This window comes from Vibrio sp. RC2502 (assembly GCF_054850435.1).
In genome coordinates this window covers 1,834,129-1,852,733 of record NZ_CM141453.1, presented here as the reverse complement: position 1 = coordinate 1,852,733, position 18,605 = coordinate 1,834,129, and the positions used below count along the sequence as shown (strand labels likewise).

Here is an 18,605-nt window from a genome sequence, read left to right as displayed (position 1 = left end):
TCATTTCTCCGAACTGACGACATAAAGAACATGAGCATCCGACGGCAACGAGTCGACGGGGGCATAGCCAATGCGATTAGGTTGTTCCCGCATCCAAGCTAACAAGATTTCAATACTGGGTTGATCAATTACTTTGGGTGGACGCGCCTTGCCTGAAAACGAAAGGCTGGCCCAATGCGCATTCATTTGAGCCAAGTTTTTATTAAGCAGGTAGCGATAGAACTCCGTTCGTTCAACGGACGTCTCTGGCCAATCAGAGAGTTCAATTCGTTGGCCTTGTAATAGTCTGGTTTTGCCTCGGTAGAGCTTCCTCGCTTTATTAATGGTCAACGCATCAAACTGAGCGTTAAGTGAGAAAATGGCGTAACTTTCTGCGGCAAATGCCTGATGGCTCCAAGGCAACAAAAATATAAGCAGCAAACAAGCGGAGACCAGTAGTCGCAGCGCTCGTTGATTATGAGGGGGGAGAATCATGCTCATGTGTGGCTCGCCTACATTACGTTTTCGATTTGATGCAACAGTTTCTCCTTTCTCACTGGTTTAGGCACATAAGCGTCCATTCCAGAGTCAAAACAGCGTTGAATATCGTCGTCGACCACACTGGCTGTTAGCGCGATGATCGGCGTTTTTTCGAGTCCTAAGCTTGCTTCATAAGCGCGGATCTGTTTCGTTGCTTCGAAACCATCCATCACCGGCATCATGCAATCCATTAAAATGATGTCGAAGCCACCATCGCGCTGGAACATCTCCACTGCGATCTGGCCATTTTCCGCGACTTCAAACTGATAGCCAGCCTTGCTTAACAGTAAAGAAGCAACTTTTTGATTCACTCGGTTATCTTCCACCAATAAAATCCGCTCACGTCGCATTGGCGCAGCACTTAACGCCTCACCAACGCGTTGTTTAAATTCGGGTTCTTCAAAAGCGGACAAGCTTGATTGGTTGAGCTTTGTCGACGCAGTTACGGGAAGTCGCAACCCAACGGCTTTATCAAGTTTCTCTTTAAGCAAATCTGCCTTAAACGGTTTTGGTACGTAGTCGTCCATGCCGACGTCAAAACACTTTTGAATATCGTCATCAACAACGCTTGCTGTTAACGCGATGATAGGAATGCGGAACGTTCGATTTTCTTTCTGCTCTATTTGTCGGATTTGTTTAGTTGCCTCAAACCCATCCATCACCGGCATCATGCAGTCCATCAAAATCAGACAGTATTGGGATGTCCTGAACATGTCGACCGCTTCCTCACCATTAGCAGCGACATCAAAACTAAAACCTGCTTTGGTGACATGCAACCCTGCAATTTTTTGGTTCACAGTATTGTCGTCTACAACGAGCACTTTGGGTAATGTTTCAAGTCGGGTTGCAGGCTGAACGACGGAAATAGATTGAGTAAATCGTTCAGCACAGCTTTCAAGCGCTTTGAGTAGACGTTGTCCTAGCAAAGGTTGAGTAATGATCGCTGCAACACGGTGACCGAAATCAAGCTGTTGGCTGTGTAGATGTTTGATTAGGCAAACTTGCACATGTTGATGTTCCAAATTTCGCATCAAATCTTTGTTTTTCACTGCGGCATCTGGCGTCGTTTCAACATAAAGAATGATGATGCGTTCTTTGTCGTTAATCCATGTTGGAAGAGCACTAAGATCATGAACAGATTGATGCACTTGAATTTGATAGAAGCTCAACTCATTACGTAGTTTTGTTTCTAGGTCACTGTCGTCACAGACGAGCCAGATTTGATTATTCACGGTATGTCGAGCACGAAAATTAGCTTGAGAAATCGGCGCTGTGAGTTGGAAGTAGAAACGGCTTCCGCGGCCTTTTTCAGATTCAAGTTGTATGCTTCCGCCCATGAGTTCGACAAGTTGCGTACTGATGGCAAGACCTAAACCTGTTCCTCCAAATTGGCGGGTGGTGGAATCGTCCTCCTGAGCGAAAGGTGCGAAGATTTGTTTCTGTTGCTGCTCATCGATGCCGATGCCTGAGTCTTGCACGGAAAACTCGATGATGGCTTCCGATTCATTACTTTCAAGCGTGGTAATCGAAAGCTCTACACTGCCTCGTTCAGTAAATTTAACGGCATTGGACATGAAGTTCATGATCACCTGACGCAAGCGGTGATCGTCAATGACGATGTGATAAGGCGTGTTTGGGCTAATGCTGACGGTTAATTCGATGCCTTTCTCTTTTGCTTTTGGGGACACGATTGAGGCGATGTCATAAATTGATTCTCGCACGCAGGTTGAATGAGGACTTATCAGCAACATGCCGGACTCAATTTTGGAAAAATCCAGCACGTCGTTAATCAGGCTGAGCAGCAATTGGGAAGACGTCTCTATTGTGTCGACGTAATCTCGCTGTGTAGCGGTCAACGGGGTGTCTGCCAGCACTTCAGAAATACCTATTACACCGTTGAGCGGAGTACGAATCTCGTGCGACATGTTCGCTAGGAAGCTACTTTTCGCTTTGCTGGCTTCAATCGCGTCGTCTTTGGCGCGCTCGGCATCTTCTTTGGCTTTGGTGAGTTTCTGCTTTGCTTGCTCTCTCTCATGACTGAGTTTTTCCACTTCTTGAGCAAACTTGCTTAACTCATCTTTGCCTTTGATGAGCTCAGAAAGTGGTGAGTCTTCGCTGTAATTTTCGCGGCTTAAAAACTCAAGAACAAGATGCAGGTTGTTGGTCACTTTACGCACCAAGCGAATGGTTAAACTGATAACAAGAATCGTCACCAACGACATGATAACAATGAATACCAACCGCTGTTGCGTGGTTGCTTTAATGGTTTGTGCGAGCTTCGTTTGCAGCTCATGTTCCATCGTGTCGTTGATGTCATGAAGTAGCGCCAGTCGCGTGTTCAGCGCAGCAAGTCCAGCTCCCGTTTTAAGAGGAGATAACGCTTGTAGTTCCTCTTGGTTAAGTAACTGATCACGAAATTCTTGGCTAGTTTGAAATACCTTGTTGCTAAAGGTTTCTATCAGCAATTGGACTTGGTTATGGTTGGCATTGAGCGCGACGAAGCGCTCTACAAGCAGTTGTTGGTTTTGAATCAGAGACTGAATCTCATCACGAACAGCGTCGTCGTAATGAAGACGCTTATTGGCTGAATAAATGAGATATTCACTCAATCGACGCTCTTCCGTCGACCAAAACATTAACCATTCCAATTGCATTAAGGAGGAAAGATGGCGATCGGTTTCGTAACTGACGTTACTAAAATAGACCTTGTCGAGATTAAGTAGGATTTGCTCAAAAGTATCTGCTCGCCATTCTGCAATATCCAGTTTTTCTTCGATATCGATTGCTGTAAACATCGAGAGGCTGGCTTCTTCAAAACTCGCAAGTAGAGGTAAAACCTCAGAATTGTCGCCAAAAACGCGGGGGGTCGTTTCTTTTAGTTCTTGAATGAGCTGCGCTGTTTTGTCAGCTTTATTCGGGATGGATGGGTTATTGGGTAAATTAAACAGGTAAGAGACTTTGTCGATGTAAACAGAGAATAATTGAGCTTTTTGTAAATCTTGAGCTTGAGTCGAAAGATTATGAACGTGTTGTCCCGCCAGAAAAAACAACAAAATGATTGGCAGTAAGACAAGGCCAAACAGTTTGTGTTTTACTGACAGGTTATTCCACGAAAAAATTCCGACCACAGCGCATTTCCATATCCAAAGGGTTGATATGAAAAGTGTAGTTTATCTATTTGGGTTGTTAGCGTTGTGAGTGCAATCGGGTTTAAAAGGGGATAAAAATGTGACGTGTTTTGCAGAAAGCTTCTCATAACGCCAAGCAAGAAGCAGAGCGTTATGAGCTTTTCATGCCAGTTTTTAACCTACGATGGAAGAGGCATTGTGCTTCATTGTTTGGCAAGTATTTTCAAGTTCTAGGAGCTGCGCCGCTGGAACAGGCTTGCCTAAGAAAAAGCCTTGTGCCACATCGCAATTTAGACGCTCGATCAGCGCCAGTTGTTTTTGGGTTTCTATACCTTCTGCCACAACTTTCATTCCGAGGTTGTGAGCCATTGAAATGATGGCGCGAACCAGAGAGTCATCTTTGTTGTCTTGCTGGGTTTGTGCGATAAACGAGCGATCGATTTTAAGCCCATCAAAGTTAACTTGTTGAAGATAGGACAGGGCAGAATAGCCAGTACCAAAATCATCTAACCAGACTTCAATACCAGTGGCTTGCAGTTTGCGCAAAACGAAGTGGGCTTTTTCGATGTCGTCCATCAAAAGTGACTCCGTCACTTCTACGTGAATGTCTTTGGCGGAAACATCGTATTGCAATAAAAAGTGCTCAAATATGAGGCTAAGGTCCTGGCGGTAGATTTGTCGTGGGGACAAGTTCAACGCGATATGAAAATCATGGTCGAATGCTTCTGCCCATTCCGCTCTTTGCTTGATCGCGGTTTCGATCAAATGCTCACCAAGCTCGAGAATCAAGTCGTTTTGTTCTGCAATCGGAATAAACTGTTCAGGGCCAATGTAGCCTTTCACGGGATGATTCCATCGCACTAATGCTTCAACCCCAACCAACTGGTAGGTCTTAAGGTCAAATTTAGGTTGATACCAAAGCTCAAACTGAGATAAGTCGTGGATGGAGCGACTCAGTTCTCTTTCGATATAGAGTCGTTGTTTCACCGTCGCATCGAATGCGGGATCGTAAACGGACATAATGTCTTTGCCGCGACGTTTTGATTCTTGTGCGGCAAGGGATGAAAGTTGCAGCAACGAATCTGCGTTACAGCCAAACTCGGGATATACCGCAACACCAAGGCTGGTGGTTAAGCGGATATTGTGACTGTCGAGCCTCAATGGTGATAGCACTTGTCTATGAATTTGGTTGGCTATCTCGCGCGCTTCTAAGCTGTTATTGCATGGGAATACGACGACAAACTCATCCGCACCAACGCGGCTTGCGAGTATCCATGGTCGATAATCTGGTTCGATATAAATTGGCAGTTCATTCCTTAATAACGCGGAAAGGTGCACCAGTAATTTGTCCCCAACATTGTGGCCGTAGTTGTCGTTGATGTGCTTAAAATCATCCAAATCGACAAATAGGACGGCAAGCGCTGGCGCTCGCTTGGCGCTGATTTGTTCTTGAAGATCAATCAGCAGCTTTTCACGATTAGAAAGCGAAGTCAGAATGTCGTGATAGGCCATGAACTCAACACGGGTTGTGTAGGTGTTTACCTTGTTAGACATCTTGTTATAGGCAGTAATCAACTCACCAATTTCATCTTTGCGTTGAATATCGGTAACTGGAAGTGCTTGGGTATCAAATTCCGAAAACTGTTCACTCAACTGTTTGATTGGTTTCACCAACGAGCGACCTACAGCGAACGCGAATAAGCTACCCATGAAGATAGAAATAATGCTGATTGCCAGCAGCAAAATAAACATGTTGTGTTTATCTTTAGACGTTATCGCTGCAACTTGTGCAATGTTTTGCTCTTTTTCTTCTAATAAATGGGCAAGGTTGAGCTCCAAATATACGGCTCCAAGCGTCACATCTGATTGGTGAATAGGCGCGGCAATTTCCAGTTGTTCTCTAGATAGAGCGACTTGGACACGTTCTTGTTCAATGGCCTTAAGAATAAAGTCTGAGCGGTAGTGGGGCTGAGCAAACATGGCAAGCTGAGGTGTACCGTCGTGGAATACAAGTCCATCGTTATCTACAACATGGATTTTTGATACGTCCGGTTGGCTTAAGGTTGCCGTAATCTGTCCATAGACTTGGCTGATGTTATCGTTGTAAAGCGGATCAAACAGCTGCTTAGACAACAACTCCGCGTACACTAATCCTTTTTGTTTGACGTAGGATTCCGTCTTATCTTGAGAATTTTGCGTGATCTGCTGCGCGAGATTGTTTGAGTATGTGTCGTAGCCATGCATGTAAAGTACAAGGTTGACCACAACCACCAAAACAACGACGGAGATAGTCGCGAAAATGTATTTGGTTTCTAGCGAAAGTTTGTTCAGCATCAGTTTGCCTTTGGTAGCAAGTTAACAGACTTTCGAACCGTGTCGAGAGACGTTGCCATATCTGGCGTAAGTGCTGATATGCGCTTGGTATTTTGGAATACATCCAAGGCATGCAAACCTTCTGGTGAGGCATCCATTTTCAATAAAATCGATGTAATTTCATTTTTGGTCGATTGGCTCAAAGTAGGCGACGCTAAAACCAAATCACGCGGGATCTCCACCGAGTTATGGAAAATGGTCAGTTTTTCCTTCATGTTTTCTGGCAAATCTTTTGGGTTGTTCCAGTTGAAATTACTGAACGCCCCAGCGGCAACGCGCTGTTTATACACCCAAACGGATAGGTTGATTTCGTTGGATTGTTCTAAATGTTCATCCAAAAACAAATAGCCGATACGGTCTTTCGTTGGGTGAGCATCAATAGAGCGAAGGTATTCTAATTTTTCGCCTTGGTTGAGCAATGTAATGGCAGGTAAGTAAAAGCTGCTGGTGGAGTTACGACTCTCGAAAATGAGCGTTTTGCCGCGCAGATCGGCCAAGGAATGAATGCCACTGTCTTGATGGGTGAAAAATACAGAGTGGTATTTTTCGAGTCCCTTTTTCCACCTTACGGCGAGCACTTGGCTGTTAGATTCTCGTTCTAGGGTTACGGCGTTAAACGGTGTAGCTGTTGCAATTTGAACGCTGCCATTTTTGAGAGCAACTGCAAGTTGTCCATAGTTGTTGAAGACTTGTACCGACCCAGAGGTATAACCGAGGTGATTCAGCCTTCCGGACACATATTGAGCAAAGGGTGTCGCCTTTTTGATTTTACTTTTTGCTTTGTCGGATACGATACCTACGGTGAATACGAGGTCATTGACGGGTTGAGCGCTAGCAAGAAAGGGGGAGCTTAAAGAAGCAAGCAGTAAGAGTGTGCAGGCAGGTTTCATCCGGCGTCAACATCCTTGGGTATGTGTTCTTGAACGACAAGATTCATAATTAAAGCAAATTGCACTTCAACGAAGCGCACAATCATTCAGTAATTATTGAGTTAGAACTCAAAAAGTGACTCGGTCACGTATCTTTCAAATAGTACCGATTTTGAATGTTAAGTACAGGAGTAATGTCGCTCTTTCAGTGACTGAAACACAAGTGAAACAGGGGATTTGTCGGCGTTCTGAGAAACAAGGCTCACTTAACTTGAACGGTGTAAGTGAGCCTGAAAATAAAATGAGAGGTTAAGCAAAGACTTATGCTGTTTGGGTTGTCAGTGTGGCTAGTTATGACATGCGTTCTAACTGTTTTACGTATTTTTGCTCTAGCGCTTCATTACCTGCCGCACGTTCTAACTCGATCATAAGTTGCAGTGACGGTTTTTTCACACCGTACATTTGATTAAATCGCATCAGTCGAATTCTTGCATCGGTAAAGTTGCCACTTTCTATTTCGAGTTTAGCCAGTTGGAGAATCGATTTTGGGCGGTGTGGGTCGTGATCGATAGCTCGCGTAAAGTAGTATTTTGCTTTGTCTTTATCTTGTGATTTCAATGCGCAGAAAGCGGCGTTTTCGTAGCTTGCAGGGATGAGGTAGTAATAAGGTTGTTCAATTGCGCGGTTAAACATTTGGTCGGCTTGTTGGAAATCACCTCGTTTACACAGAAATGTTCCGTAGTTATTGAGCACGTTGCCGTTTTTGGTGTGTTGGCGTAAAGAGCGTTTGTACATGTCTTCTGCTTTCGCATCTTCACCAACGGTTTCGTAGTAGTGTGCCATAGAAAGCTGTGCGCGATAGTATTGTGGGGCGTGGCTCAAGGCTTGTTGCAAATTGTCGTGCGCTCGGATCATATTGCCACCTTCGAGATAACCAAGCCCAAGTGCGATGCGAGATTCTGCCATAGCAACAGGATCGGCCTTCACGATAGGAGCGCCGTTTTCTTTTACGGTAACACAGCCTACGAGTGCAAACTGAGTCATCAACATTAGTGCACTGAGCGTTACGGTTTTCATTCTTCTTCCCCACATCCCTGAATCTGACAGCATGATATGAATTACGTAGCAAAAGCCCATTGAGGAAAAAGCACTATGCGATCAGGTTTGCAAACTGATATAAAAAAGCCGCCAGATGGCGGCTCGGTTCACAAACTTAATTCGTTGATTTAATCGTCTTTAGTGAAAGCATCTTCGCTGAAGTGATCCAGATCGTAAGGCGTTTGTTGGTATACGCAGTAGTTGAGCCAGTTCAAGAACAGCAAGTGTCCGTGGCTTCGCCAACTCGCAATGGGAGAGTTATCTGGGTTGTTGTTCGGGTAGTAATTGACCGGAATTGCCGGCTCCATCCCTTCACCCAAATCCCGAATGTACTCATTGTGAAGAGTGTGCGAGTCATACTCTGGATGGCCGGTAACAAACACGTTTCGCTTGTCTTTGGTCGTTGCCAGATATACGCCCGCCACATCGGATGTGGCGAGAATATCTAAGTCAGTATGTTCTTCTAAAAAGTGTGGCGAAAAATCGGCATAACGCGAATGGGGCGCTAAAAACGTATCATCAAACCCACGCAAAATAGGGTGGAATGGATTATGAATTTGGTGATGATATACACCGGAAAGCTTTTCTTTACGCGTTTTTTTCGGCAAGTCATACAACAACTTTAAGCCAGCTTGCGCTGCCCAACACACATACAACGTCGAGGTAACATGGTCTTTCGCCCATTCCATGATGGTTTTTAAATGATCCCAATAGATCACATCTTCAAATTGCACCAGACCAAGTGGCGCACCAGTGATGATAAGACCGTCGAAATTCTTCCCTTTTACCATCTCAAACTGACGGTAAAACGTATCTAAATGCTCGGTTGGTGTGTTTTTGCTTGGTCGATTATCGATGCGCAGTAGCTCGACGTTTACTTGCAATGGACTGTTTGAAAGAAGGCGAAGAAACTGCGTTTCTGTTTCGATTTTCTTGGGCATCAAATTCAGAATCAGTACTCGCAAAGGACGTATCTCTTGACTCGCGGCACGAGTTTCGCTCATTACAAAGATGTTCTCTGTCCTTAGTACATCTGAAGCAGGTAGTTGATCTGGAATTCTAATTGGCACGACTTTCTCTCCCTAAGCTTAGTCAATCTAGACGTCTATACTTCTAAAGCTAACTTAAATTAAAATGGATGTCGATACGAAATGTGACTTTAGCCAAGGTTATTTCAAAACACTGATAGCAGAAGATAGCGACGCCTATTAGATAGTATGGGAAAGGCACAGCAAAGCAGCCAGCAATTGTGATTAAAACAGGGTTTCTGATGAGACGAGGTTGAAACGAGGTGACTATTATTTGATGCGCATTATGCGATCAAGTTAGTATACAAACGTGACTTGAATGTAACTTAGTCTCTAAATCGTGAGCCATACTAAAAACTATTCGCTCGCTCAACCCACGTTGTGTGCGGTATTTGGAGACATCGTCAGTGGAGGACATTATGTTCGGTATTTTTAAGAAAAAAACGAAAATTCAGAGCATTGCTCAAGAGGTTCCAAGCGTGTTGTTGCGTTCGTTTGGCGATAAAAACACTTACGTTCCCGATGAAATTGATCAGGCACTTCAAGAGCTTGGCTATGACAAACAAAAAGATCTGAATCATCATTATTACGCGTATGGCATGTTCGCAAGCGAATCATGTTACGAGCAACTAGGCCTAACCGATGAGCTTGGGAACTACGGCCATTTTCAGCGCGAAGTCGGCAAAATGCTTTTGAACACACCTGAGCCAATAGACATGCATATCTACTTCGAAATTTCTCAGCAATACCAAAGAGAAGGCAAACGAAATACCCACTAGAGCGCGTGGGATTGCAAGCATGCTTTGCATAATTTTTAGACAAAATATGTAAAAACAAAAAGCCGCGACAGGTAACTGCCGCGGCTTTATTCTATTGCGTATTTCGGAAAAATTAGCTTGCTAAAGCTTCGATTAGTTGAGCTTGAGAGCGAACTTTTCGATTGCGATACATCACCGCCGCGATAGCTGGCAAACTGAATGCGATGAACCCCAATATGAGTGCATACGCGCCCGTTTCTGCGCTGATACCTGCTGGTACGTCGAACGACACCACGATAGTGATCATACAGCTAATTAATCCTAAACCTGCCACCAAGCTCATTCCCACTTTGCCGCCAGGGACACGAAATGGTCGTTCGATGTCTGCGTGTTTGCGTCGTGACACCAAAAAGCTAATAAAGATACACACGTACATCACCATGTATAACTGAGTCATTAAGATGTTCAGCAGCCACATACCTTGGTTAACGTTTGGAACCAAAATAAACACTAAGGACAACACGCTAACGATGGCCCCTTGCAATAAGAGTAGGGCGACAGGTGCTTGGTTTTGATTTTCTTTCGACAGTGCGATTGGCATAAACTGGTCTTTCGCCGCCACATGCAAACTCTTCGTAGGTGCAATAATCCAGTTGTTCAAGCTTGCTAGCGTGCCAAACACAATCGCTAGAGCTATCACAGGCAGCATGAACGAGAGGTTCAAATCATCAAAGAAGGTTTTGAACGCCAAGATCACACCTTCGCTTAAGCTGGCGTGATCGCTTGATACCACCGATGAAATTGACAGCGAGCAAGCTGTTAAAGAAACCAAAATCAGCGCCGTAGAAGCTAAGAGTGCTTTTGGGTACGCCTTTTGTGGATTTTCTACTTCACTCGCATATGAGGTGGTAATTTCTAAACCAGTCAATGAAAGCACGACAGCGGTGAAACCTGCCCCAATTCCATCTTGAGAGAAATCGGGTAGCCAGTCAGAGACATGACTAAGGGAGATATGAGACTCTCCCGGATTGGTATATGCCCAGTAACCACCCAAGCCAATGATCAGCAAAATTGGGAAAATGAGCCCTAGAGTGCCAAACACGTTTGTGATCATCGATGACAAACGTAAGCCGAATATATTTACCAATGTTAGCGCCCAAAAAATCACGTTAATCATGATTAACATGAAAATATTATTCTGCGCTAGTTCAGGGAAAAATGGGTAGGCACCTGTAGCGACAATGAAAGAGATCAGCGGCGGGTAATAAACGATATTTTCCGCATATTGATACCAAACGGTCGCAAAGCCGAAGTTAGGTCCAATCGTTTCTTTTCCCCAAAGATAGACGCCACCCTGTTGAGGGTAAGTCGTGCTTAGCTCGGCACACACTAAAGCTGTGGGAACGAAAAAGCATAAACCAGCAAGTAAAAAGAAAGAGATGGCATGACTACCAAATAAGGCGGCACCCGGTATGTTTCTGATGCTATCAACGGATGTAACCGTAATCATGATCACAGAGAAAACACTGAGTTTAACAGCGGACTTGGCGATATTGCTCATTCGATACCTTTAATAAACGAGCCACGAATTCATGGTTGGAAAACCCGCGTGCTACAAGTAAGACGCGCGTATTGTAGGGTTGTTATAAACGGCGGGTATATAGCGAAAAATGGTATGTATTTACCCAAAAATGAACCGAAAACTCAGTGATTTATTTGTAAGCAATGTAAACGTTTGCGTTGGTGTATTGGCGCGAAAAAAGTAAAAGAGACACACAACAAACTGCCACATGTTGACCTTCACCCAAGGGTAAGCGTTAAGTTGAAGGGAACGAAAACAGTTAAGGAGAAGACAAATGGGGTGTTGTAATCAAGCGCCAAAAGGTGGAACAGGCAAACTATCATACTTAATGTTAGTTATCGCTGGATTGTTTGCGGCTATTTTTCTGATCGCCGCTCTTTGGGGGTAATACGCAATCCAAGGTATTGTAAATACACGGTTATGTTTATCCAAACTTTATGAAAGGCGGGTGGATTCATTTCATCAGTAGATGTTAATGTCCGAGCGCGTCTTTGGTGTTTTTGCACGCCCAACATATTCTTGTAAAGTTCTTATTGTGTAGTGTGTCGAAGAACCATAGAATCCGCGCGCTTTAATTTATGTTATTAGCGTTATCAATGATAAAAGTGCTTTTTATTATCATTGTTTCTCCCACTTATAGATGCTCGCATCTGACATTTCATACATGAATAAATACAAAAAGCCTGAATTTAAGGCTAAATTTCTTTTACCTCGTTATTGGGGTACGTTAATTCTCATCGGCGTGATGTACTCATTGAGCCTTCTTTCTTTTAATATTCAATTAGCGCTAGGACGCGGTATTGGCCGTTTAGCCATGCGAATAATGAAAAAGCGTCAAGTGACGATACGGCGCAATCTTGAGCTTTGTTTTCCTCACATGGGCGAATCTCGACGCGAGGCAATTTTAAAAGATAATATCGACAACTCCGGTATTGCACTCTTCGAAACAGCGATGGCATGGTTTTGGTCAGATAAAAGAGTCAGTAAGCACGTTACGATTAAAGGAATGGAGCATTTAGAAGCGTTAGAAAAGTCCGGTAAAGGTGCCTTAATGTTGGCCGTCCATTCAATGAACTTGGAATTAGGTGCTCGCGCATTTGGCATTCAAAAATCTGGGACGGGTGTCTATCGACCAAACAACAATCCGTGTTTCGACTATTTCCAATACAAAGGCCGTTCTCGTTCTAATCGTACGTTGATCGATCGTAAAAATGTCAAAGCCATGCTTGAAGCGCTCAACTCTGGCGAGCGTGTTTGGTATGCGCCGGATCATGATTACGGAAACAGACGTTCGACGTTTGCTCCGTTGTTCGCGGTTAAAAATGCCTGTACAACAACGGGCACTAGCTTGCTAGTCGATAATACAAATTGCGCAATTGTCCCATTTACGATGGTCAGAGGCGAAGATGGGCATTATACCTTGACGATTGATGCGCCAGTGGATGGATTTCCAAAAAATGACCCCGATAGTGCTGCGGCTTTCGTTAATAAAATCGTTGAAACATCTATCATGGCAAGCCCAAGCCAATACATGTGGCTCCACCGACGTTTTAAAACCAGGCCAGAAGGGGAAGACTGCTTGTATAAACCAAGACTTGTCCCTGCAATGGATATCAGTATTTAAAAAGAAAAATGCCCAAGGAGCTACGTTCCTTGGGCATTTACTTTCTTGAGTCTTAACTCGTGGGTCTTAACGTTATATTAAGTTCAGCAGTTATAGGTAACGACTTTTTAAGTGGGCTTGGAAGTGTTGAGCATTAAGCGTTTCACCTGTCGCTTGTTTTACGAGCTCATCGGTCGTTAACAAGCTGCCTTTGCTCCAGATATTGTCTGATAACCAAGTAAAGATAGGTGAAAGGTCACCACTTTGAATGACATCATCAACGTCGATAGTCTTCTTCATCGCTGCCATAAACTGTGCCGCGTACATGGCTCCTAGTGTGTACGATGGGAAATAACCAAAAGAGCCGTCTGTCTGGCGAACGCTGATACTTGATTTTAGAGGGTTTTATCATATATTGATAAGGAATTCTATATGCAGTAGGTGTAAGGAGAATAGTGGTTCGGCAATAGTATGAATTTTTCGTGTTACTCTATAGTTAGGTTTCACTTGATAGCATATTCAAGCGAATCGGTTAAGGCAGTAATTCATGGAAGAACTCAGTGCAATAGAGCATAAAATCTCAGAGCTTAAATTAGAGTTAGCACAACTTGAAGGCAAGAAGCTGAAGTTGTTAGCTACAAAAGGAACGGTGTCTTCTGCATGTAACAATGTAATGCCGCCCGAGCAAAAGGTCGAACTATTTCAGCGTTATTTCCGAGGAAACACAAACTGCTATGCTGTTCGCTGGCAAAATAAGCAAGGAAGATCTGGGTACTCGATTGCCTGTCACAACGAGTGGCAACAGGGCTTATGCAATAAACCCAAAATTAAATGTTTGGAGTGTCCTAACCAATCATTCAAGGTTCTCGACAAGAATGCTGTCTATGATCACCTATCAGGAAAGTCTGTGGTTGGTATTTATCCAATGGATTCTGAAGATCAGTGTTGGTTCCTGGCTGTAGATTTTGACAAGAAGGATTGGCAGGCGGCATCACTGGCTTATGCTGAAGCCTGCAAACGTAATGGCATAGATTTTTTACTTGAGCGTTCTCGTTCAGGAAACGGGGCGCATGTTTGGATCTTTTTTGAGCAGAAAATTGATGCTGCCATTGCCAGAAAACTAGGTTTTCTTTTGCTTGACCAAGCAATGCAAATTCATGGTACGTTGTCTTTTGAATCTTATGACCGTTTGTTTCCTAATCAGGACTATTTACCTGTAGTCGGTATCGGGAACTTGATTGCGTTGCCTTTGCAGAAAGCCTCAAGATCGCAAGGGAACACAGAATTTGTTGATACGACATTTACTGCGTATAAAGATCAATGGCAGGTACTTGCCTCAACTAAAAAATTGGCGGTTACAGCTCTAGAAAAATTGGCTGCTACTTACAATTTCAAGGAAGCACCTAATAGAGAAACACTTTCTTTGGCGCCATGGGAAAGGAATCTACCAGAAATCGCATCTATTTCAGGATGCCCAGAAAGTATTGAGGTAGTTTTAGCGAATAGGATTTATATTCCTATTGAGTCAATGCCAAACGCTTTGGTCGCTAGATTAAAGAAATTAGCCTCATTTTCAAATCCCAAATTCTTCAAAGCACAGGGACTACGTCTGTCAACAAACGGAATACCCAGATACATATCATTGGCTGAAATTGATAGCGGATACCTCGTGTTACCAAGAGGGTGTATTGATGATGTGTGTGAGTTACTAGAACAGTCGAATATTAAATTGCTTCTTGTCGATAAGAGAAGGACAGGAGTGTCTCTTAAAGATATAAGTTTTAATGGTGAATTGCGGATAGAGCAGAAGAAAGCAGTGGATGCGGTTTCTAAATTTGATATTGGCGTGTTGCATGCGCCCACAGCATTTGGAAAGACCGTAACGGCAATAGGCCTGTTGTGTAAAAGAAAGGTCAATACATTAATCCTTGTTCACAATAAGCAACTCATAGAACAATGGCAGGAAAGGCTGAAGGCATTTACAACGAATGTTGATATAGGAGTGATTACAGGATCCAAGAAAAAGCCAACGAAGTCTGTTGACGTCGCTACCTATCAAAGCTTGCTTAACCGAAGCGATAATACGGTCAATCCTGTTGTCCATGAATACGGGCAGATAATCATCGACGAATGCCATCACTTGTCAGCGCCACAGTATGAAAAATTATTAGGAGAGGTTCACGTAAAATACGTACTTGGTATTAGTGCGACTCTGGAACGTCGAGACGGTCACCAACCAATTATTTTCATGCTGGCGGGGAGGGTAAGGCATACGATTTCTTCGTCCAGTTCAGTGAAGTTTATTCAGTCCCTTCAAAAGAAGGAGGTTCTTTTCGAACCACCGTTTCAACTGGCAACTCAAGATCTTCGGCCACATATCGCTGATGTGTATAGGTGGTTGTTCGAGCATGAAAAGAGAAATCAGCTAATCATCAGTGACATTGAAGCCGAAGTGAAACAAGAGCGTGTTCCTATCGTTCTTACAGAACGCCGAGAGCATGCGAAATTGCTGAGTGAAATGCTAACTCAGAGAGCTATTCAGAACGAGGTGCTTGTTGGTGCAATGAAAAAGAAAGATCGAGACGAGGTTAATGAAAAGCTGGCCAAAACTCAGGTGCTGGTAGCGACAGGTCGGTTTATTGGGGAAGGCTTTGACTTACCCAGACTTGATACATTAGTTCTCGCATTACCTGTATCCTGGAAAGGAGCGCTTGTTCAATATGTCGGAAGGATACAGCGGGAGTATGACGGTAAGACGGAAGTTCGTGTTATTGATTATGTTGATATGAAAATTCCTATGTTGGTAAGAATGTACTCCAAACGCAGTTGTGGGTACAAGGCGTTGGGTTTCGACGAGGGTGTGTTTGATGTACAAGAGAAACTGTTTACTGAGTAAAGCACACTTATTTTTAGGTTTATTACGGTCTTTCCTACTTAAATTTTGCATTAAATTTCGGGTAGTAACGATATCTTGGTAGTCTTTCGAGCAAAACTATCTACCTCGATTAATGTGAACAAATGGTCTGTCAAGTAGACCCCAATGAAATGGAGGTATTGATAATGTATTGCAGACTAGGTTAGTTGCCACCCTTATCTTTAGACTGCTCCCTAACTCGTTTTTGGTAAAGGTCCAACAAATACCTCTGAGTAAAGTCAAACTCCATTTTGGTGATTTAATAGGTGATATGTACCTATTATTTTTGATTAGGATCCACGTGTTAAAGTTCTGAGGAAATCGCTTCGAAGTAGCTGGTATATTATAGCTCCGCTGTGTATTTAGCCCATGAGAAGGCATAACTGAACTTCAGCGCGAGTCTTGCAGATCAGGAGTTACCCTTGATGGTGTTATTGGCCAATGATGAAAACGTGTCTGATCAATCATTGTGGATTTGTTTAATAAAAGTATTGACAGTCCTATTTATATAAGATAGCTTCTAATGGCTTCCCGAGATACCTCTCAGAAAGCTCTGAATAATATAATAAAAGTCATAATAATAAAAAAGATAATAACGATAAAAACTACAGGCGAAAACAAGCCAAACCGTTATTACATTACGACTCAATATATTTTTTGGAGGACCCATGAGAGAGTCAATCGTCATATTTTCAGTTCTAGAAGTTAAAGTAAGTTTGCGAAGCGATCGAGCTTGTTTAAATGCTCAATTATTTGAATTATCGCTTCGAACCTGCATTAATTTAACTTTAAGCACCCCTGTCTACTTGTTTCAGCATCCCTTCGTTCTAACCAAGACGAATATGGAGGCTGTATAATGTTTAGACCTAGTCCAAATCCAGAAGTCTACTCTTACAGACGCTTTTCAAACATTGAGCAAGAAAAGGGTACCTCGTTGGCGCGTCAGGATAAATATGCCTACGAAATTGCTGAAAAATACGGCTTAACAGTTAATGAGGATCTTATTCTAACTGATAAAGGGTTGTCTGCATTTCATGCTGAGCACAAAACAAAAGGTGCATTCGGAGTATTTTTAAGTCTAGTCAAGTCTAATCACATCAAACCAGGTTCATTTTTAATTATCGAATCTTTAGACAGGATGAGCCGAGAGCAGGTTATACAAGCTCAGTCAACTCTTAATGAACTAGTGATGGCTGGCATCACCGTGATAACAGCAAGAGGGGATAAAGTCTTTAATCGTAAAACATTCAGTGCTGATCCAGTTGGAACAATGTTGTATGCCATTATTGAGATGCAACGATCTCATGAAGAGTCATTGCGTAAACAAGGCTTTAGCATAGACTTCATTCACGAACAGGTAGCAAACTTCCGTAAGGGTGAGATAGCTGATGTGTCAGGAAGTCTACCGTTTTGGTTATCCCGCAAACCAAAGTCACACCCAAAGGAAAAAGCGGGCTTTGAACTTAATGAGCACCAATCGACAGCACTATTGATTGTGGAACTCTACTTAAAAGAGAACATGGGCTTAAACTCTATTAGTCGAGAGCTAGGAACTCGAGGCATCAAATCCCCAACGGGAAGGGATGTTTGGGGTGTTTCGACTATTACTAGTATTTTAGCGAACCCTTCACTATGTGGTAGAAAAGTATTTGAGATTAAGTATTTGAAAGAAGGGGAAACAGTTAAAGAGAAGTTCGAGCTTGATAACTATTATCCCCAACTTATTTCAGAAGAGGAATTTGAAACAATTCAGGCAGTTAAAAAGCGAAAGCATCAAGCTATGAATGGTGATAAATCCGTTTCTCAAAAAAATGCACTTGTATATTTATTGACCGATTATGGTAAGAAGTCTACTTGTGCTAAGTGTGGTAAGAGTATTGGTTCGCAACCTCAAAGGCAAAAGTATCGCATCAGAAGGCGATTACATTGTAGTACCCAAAAAGAAACTAAAACCTGTTGCAAAAGTATCATCCAAGATTACCTAGAAGATGCCTTCTTGATGTCAGTCTCCCGTCATATTGACTACGACTTGATAAATCAAGATGTGGATAGCAACACCAAACTAACCATTGATGAGAAAATCAAAGAGATTGACCAGAAAATGGATAACATCTTAGATACTTTAACTATTATTTCAGATGGTGAGAAAAGGGCTTCAGAGAAGGCGAAATACCAAGTCTTGCAAAATAAAAAAGAAGAACTGAAAAAGCAATCAAGTGAGTATGAAACATACACAATCAGTGCTGACTCGATCAAAGAGTTTATTAGTAAAGTACAAGCTGCTCGTAATTACCGTAATCGAGAAGCTCGCCTGCTAGTAAAAGATGTATTGGTCAAAGCAATTAAGAAGTTATCAGTACATATGGAACCAAAACCACTTTCCTATTACGGCTACGGAAACATTCATGGCAATGCTTTAGTAAACGTAATCGATGTTGAATTTTACTCGAGTCGTAATCTCTCGATATTTGTTACTAGTGAGAAAGACGCAGGCGAATTGTTGTTTACTCGGATTGATGATGATTTTGCTAATGATGCGCGAGGCAGTTACACAGAAGAACAACTTGCATACTGGAACCAGCATGGTTTCGAGGCGTTGCTTGAAAAGTTAGCTATGAATGATTCCAAAAGTGACAGCAGTGCTCCTGATAATGTTTGGTTAGGCTATGACATAGCGAGTGCCTTATCTCAAATAGTAGTTGATGAGCTTGTTGAAGAGTAAATAATATAAGG

General features: G+C 42.9%; 11 protein-coding genes and 1 pseudogene. 4 read left to right on the top strand and 8 right to left on the bottom strand.

The window, feature by feature from the left end; all coding sequences use genetic code 11:
• The 6 genes from ACYJZR_RS08720 to metA form a co-directional block, all read right to left on the bottom strand.
• Entirely contained in the window at positions 1-480 is a 480-nt protein-coding gene (locus ACYJZR_RS08720) for a hypothetical protein (RefSeq protein ID WP_005485695.1), read from the bottom strand.
• Positions 481-491: 11 nt separating this feature from the next.
• The gene (locus tag ACYJZR_RS08715; RefSeq protein WP_406965049.1) at positions 492-3,647 is read right to left on the bottom strand and encodes a response regulator; all 3,156 of its coding nucleotides are present in this window, start codon (positions 3,645-3,647) and stop codon (positions 492-494) included.
• Positions 3,648-3,821: 174 nt separating this feature from the next.
• Positions 3,822-5,981 (bottom strand): EAL domain-containing protein, encoded by a 2,160-nt coding sequence (locus ACYJZR_RS08710; RefSeq protein ID WP_406965051.1) that lies wholly within the window; start codon positions 5,979-5,981, stop codon positions 3,822-3,824.
• Complete coding sequence (locus tag ACYJZR_RS08705) at positions 5,981-6,910, bottom strand: phosphate/phosphite/phosphonate ABC transporter substrate-binding protein (RefSeq protein WP_005485621.1); 930 nt, start codon at positions 6,908-6,910, stop codon at positions 5,981-5,983. Before ACYJZR_RS08705 ends, ACYJZR_RS08710 begins: the two co-directional genes overlap by 1 nt.
• A gap of 330 nt (positions 6,911-7,240) precedes the next feature.
• Positions 7,241-7,966, bottom strand: coding sequence for a type IV pilus biogenesis/stability protein PilW (gene pilW / locus ACYJZR_RS08700; protein WP_005477819.1), 726 nt, complete (start codon positions 7,964-7,966; stop codon positions 7,241-7,243).
• A gap of 149 nt (positions 7,967-8,115) precedes the next feature.
• Positions 8,116-9,057 (bottom strand): homoserine O-acetyltransferase MetA, encoded by a 942-nt coding sequence (metA, locus tag ACYJZR_RS08695; RefSeq protein ID WP_023623471.1) that lies wholly within the window; start codon positions 9,055-9,057, stop codon positions 8,116-8,118.
• Positions 9,058-9,434: 377 nt separating this feature from the next.
• Here metA and ACYJZR_RS08690 point away from each other — a divergent pair, with 377 nt between their 5' ends.
• On the top strand, positions 9,435-9,794 hold the full coding sequence (locus ACYJZR_RS08690) for a hypothetical protein (protein ID WP_005477703.1): 360 nt from the start codon (positions 9,435-9,437) through the stop codon (positions 9,792-9,794).
• A 112-nt stretch (positions 9,795-9,906) separates the two neighbouring features.
• Here ACYJZR_RS08690 and ACYJZR_RS08685 read toward each other — a convergent pair whose 3' ends face one another.
• Positions 9,907-11,334: an APC family permease gene (locus ACYJZR_RS08685; RefSeq protein WP_025534967.1), complete on the bottom strand. Its 1,428-nt coding sequence runs from the start codon at positions 11,332-11,334 to the stop codon at positions 9,907-9,909.
• Positions 11,335-12,019: 685 nt separating this feature from the next.
• Between ACYJZR_RS08685 and ACYJZR_RS08680 the strand changes: the two genes are divergently transcribed.
• Entirely contained in the window at positions 12,020-12,979 is a 960-nt protein-coding gene (locus ACYJZR_RS08680) for an LpxL/LpxP family Kdo(2)-lipid IV(A) lauroyl/palmitoleoyl acyltransferase (RefSeq protein ID WP_406965055.1), read from the top strand.
• A 90-nt stretch (positions 12,980-13,069) separates the two neighbouring features.
• On the opposite strand, the pseudogene ACYJZR_RS08675 reads toward ACYJZR_RS08680, so the two are convergent.
• Positions 13,070-13,339: pseudogene (locus ACYJZR_RS08675) on the bottom strand (carboxypeptidase M32); the annotation flags it as partial.
• Between the two features lie 166 nt (positions 13,340-13,505).
• On the opposite strand from ACYJZR_RS08675, the gene ACYJZR_RS08670 reads away from it, so the two are divergent.
• Positions 13,506-15,854 carry a TOTE conflict system archaeo-eukaryotic primase domain-containing protein gene (locus ACYJZR_RS08670; protein WP_461715813.1) on the top strand — a complete coding sequence of 783 codons (2,349 nt, stop codon included), beginning with the start codon at positions 13,506-13,508 and terminating at the stop codon, positions 15,852-15,854.
• An 874-nt stretch (positions 15,855-16,728) separates the two neighbouring features.
• A complete protein-coding gene (locus tag ACYJZR_RS08665; protein WP_461715812.1) occupies positions 16,729-18,594 on the top strand; it encodes a recombinase family protein in 1,866 nt (621 codons plus the stop codon).
• The last annotated feature ends 11 nt before the right edge of the window (positions 18,595-18,605 follow it).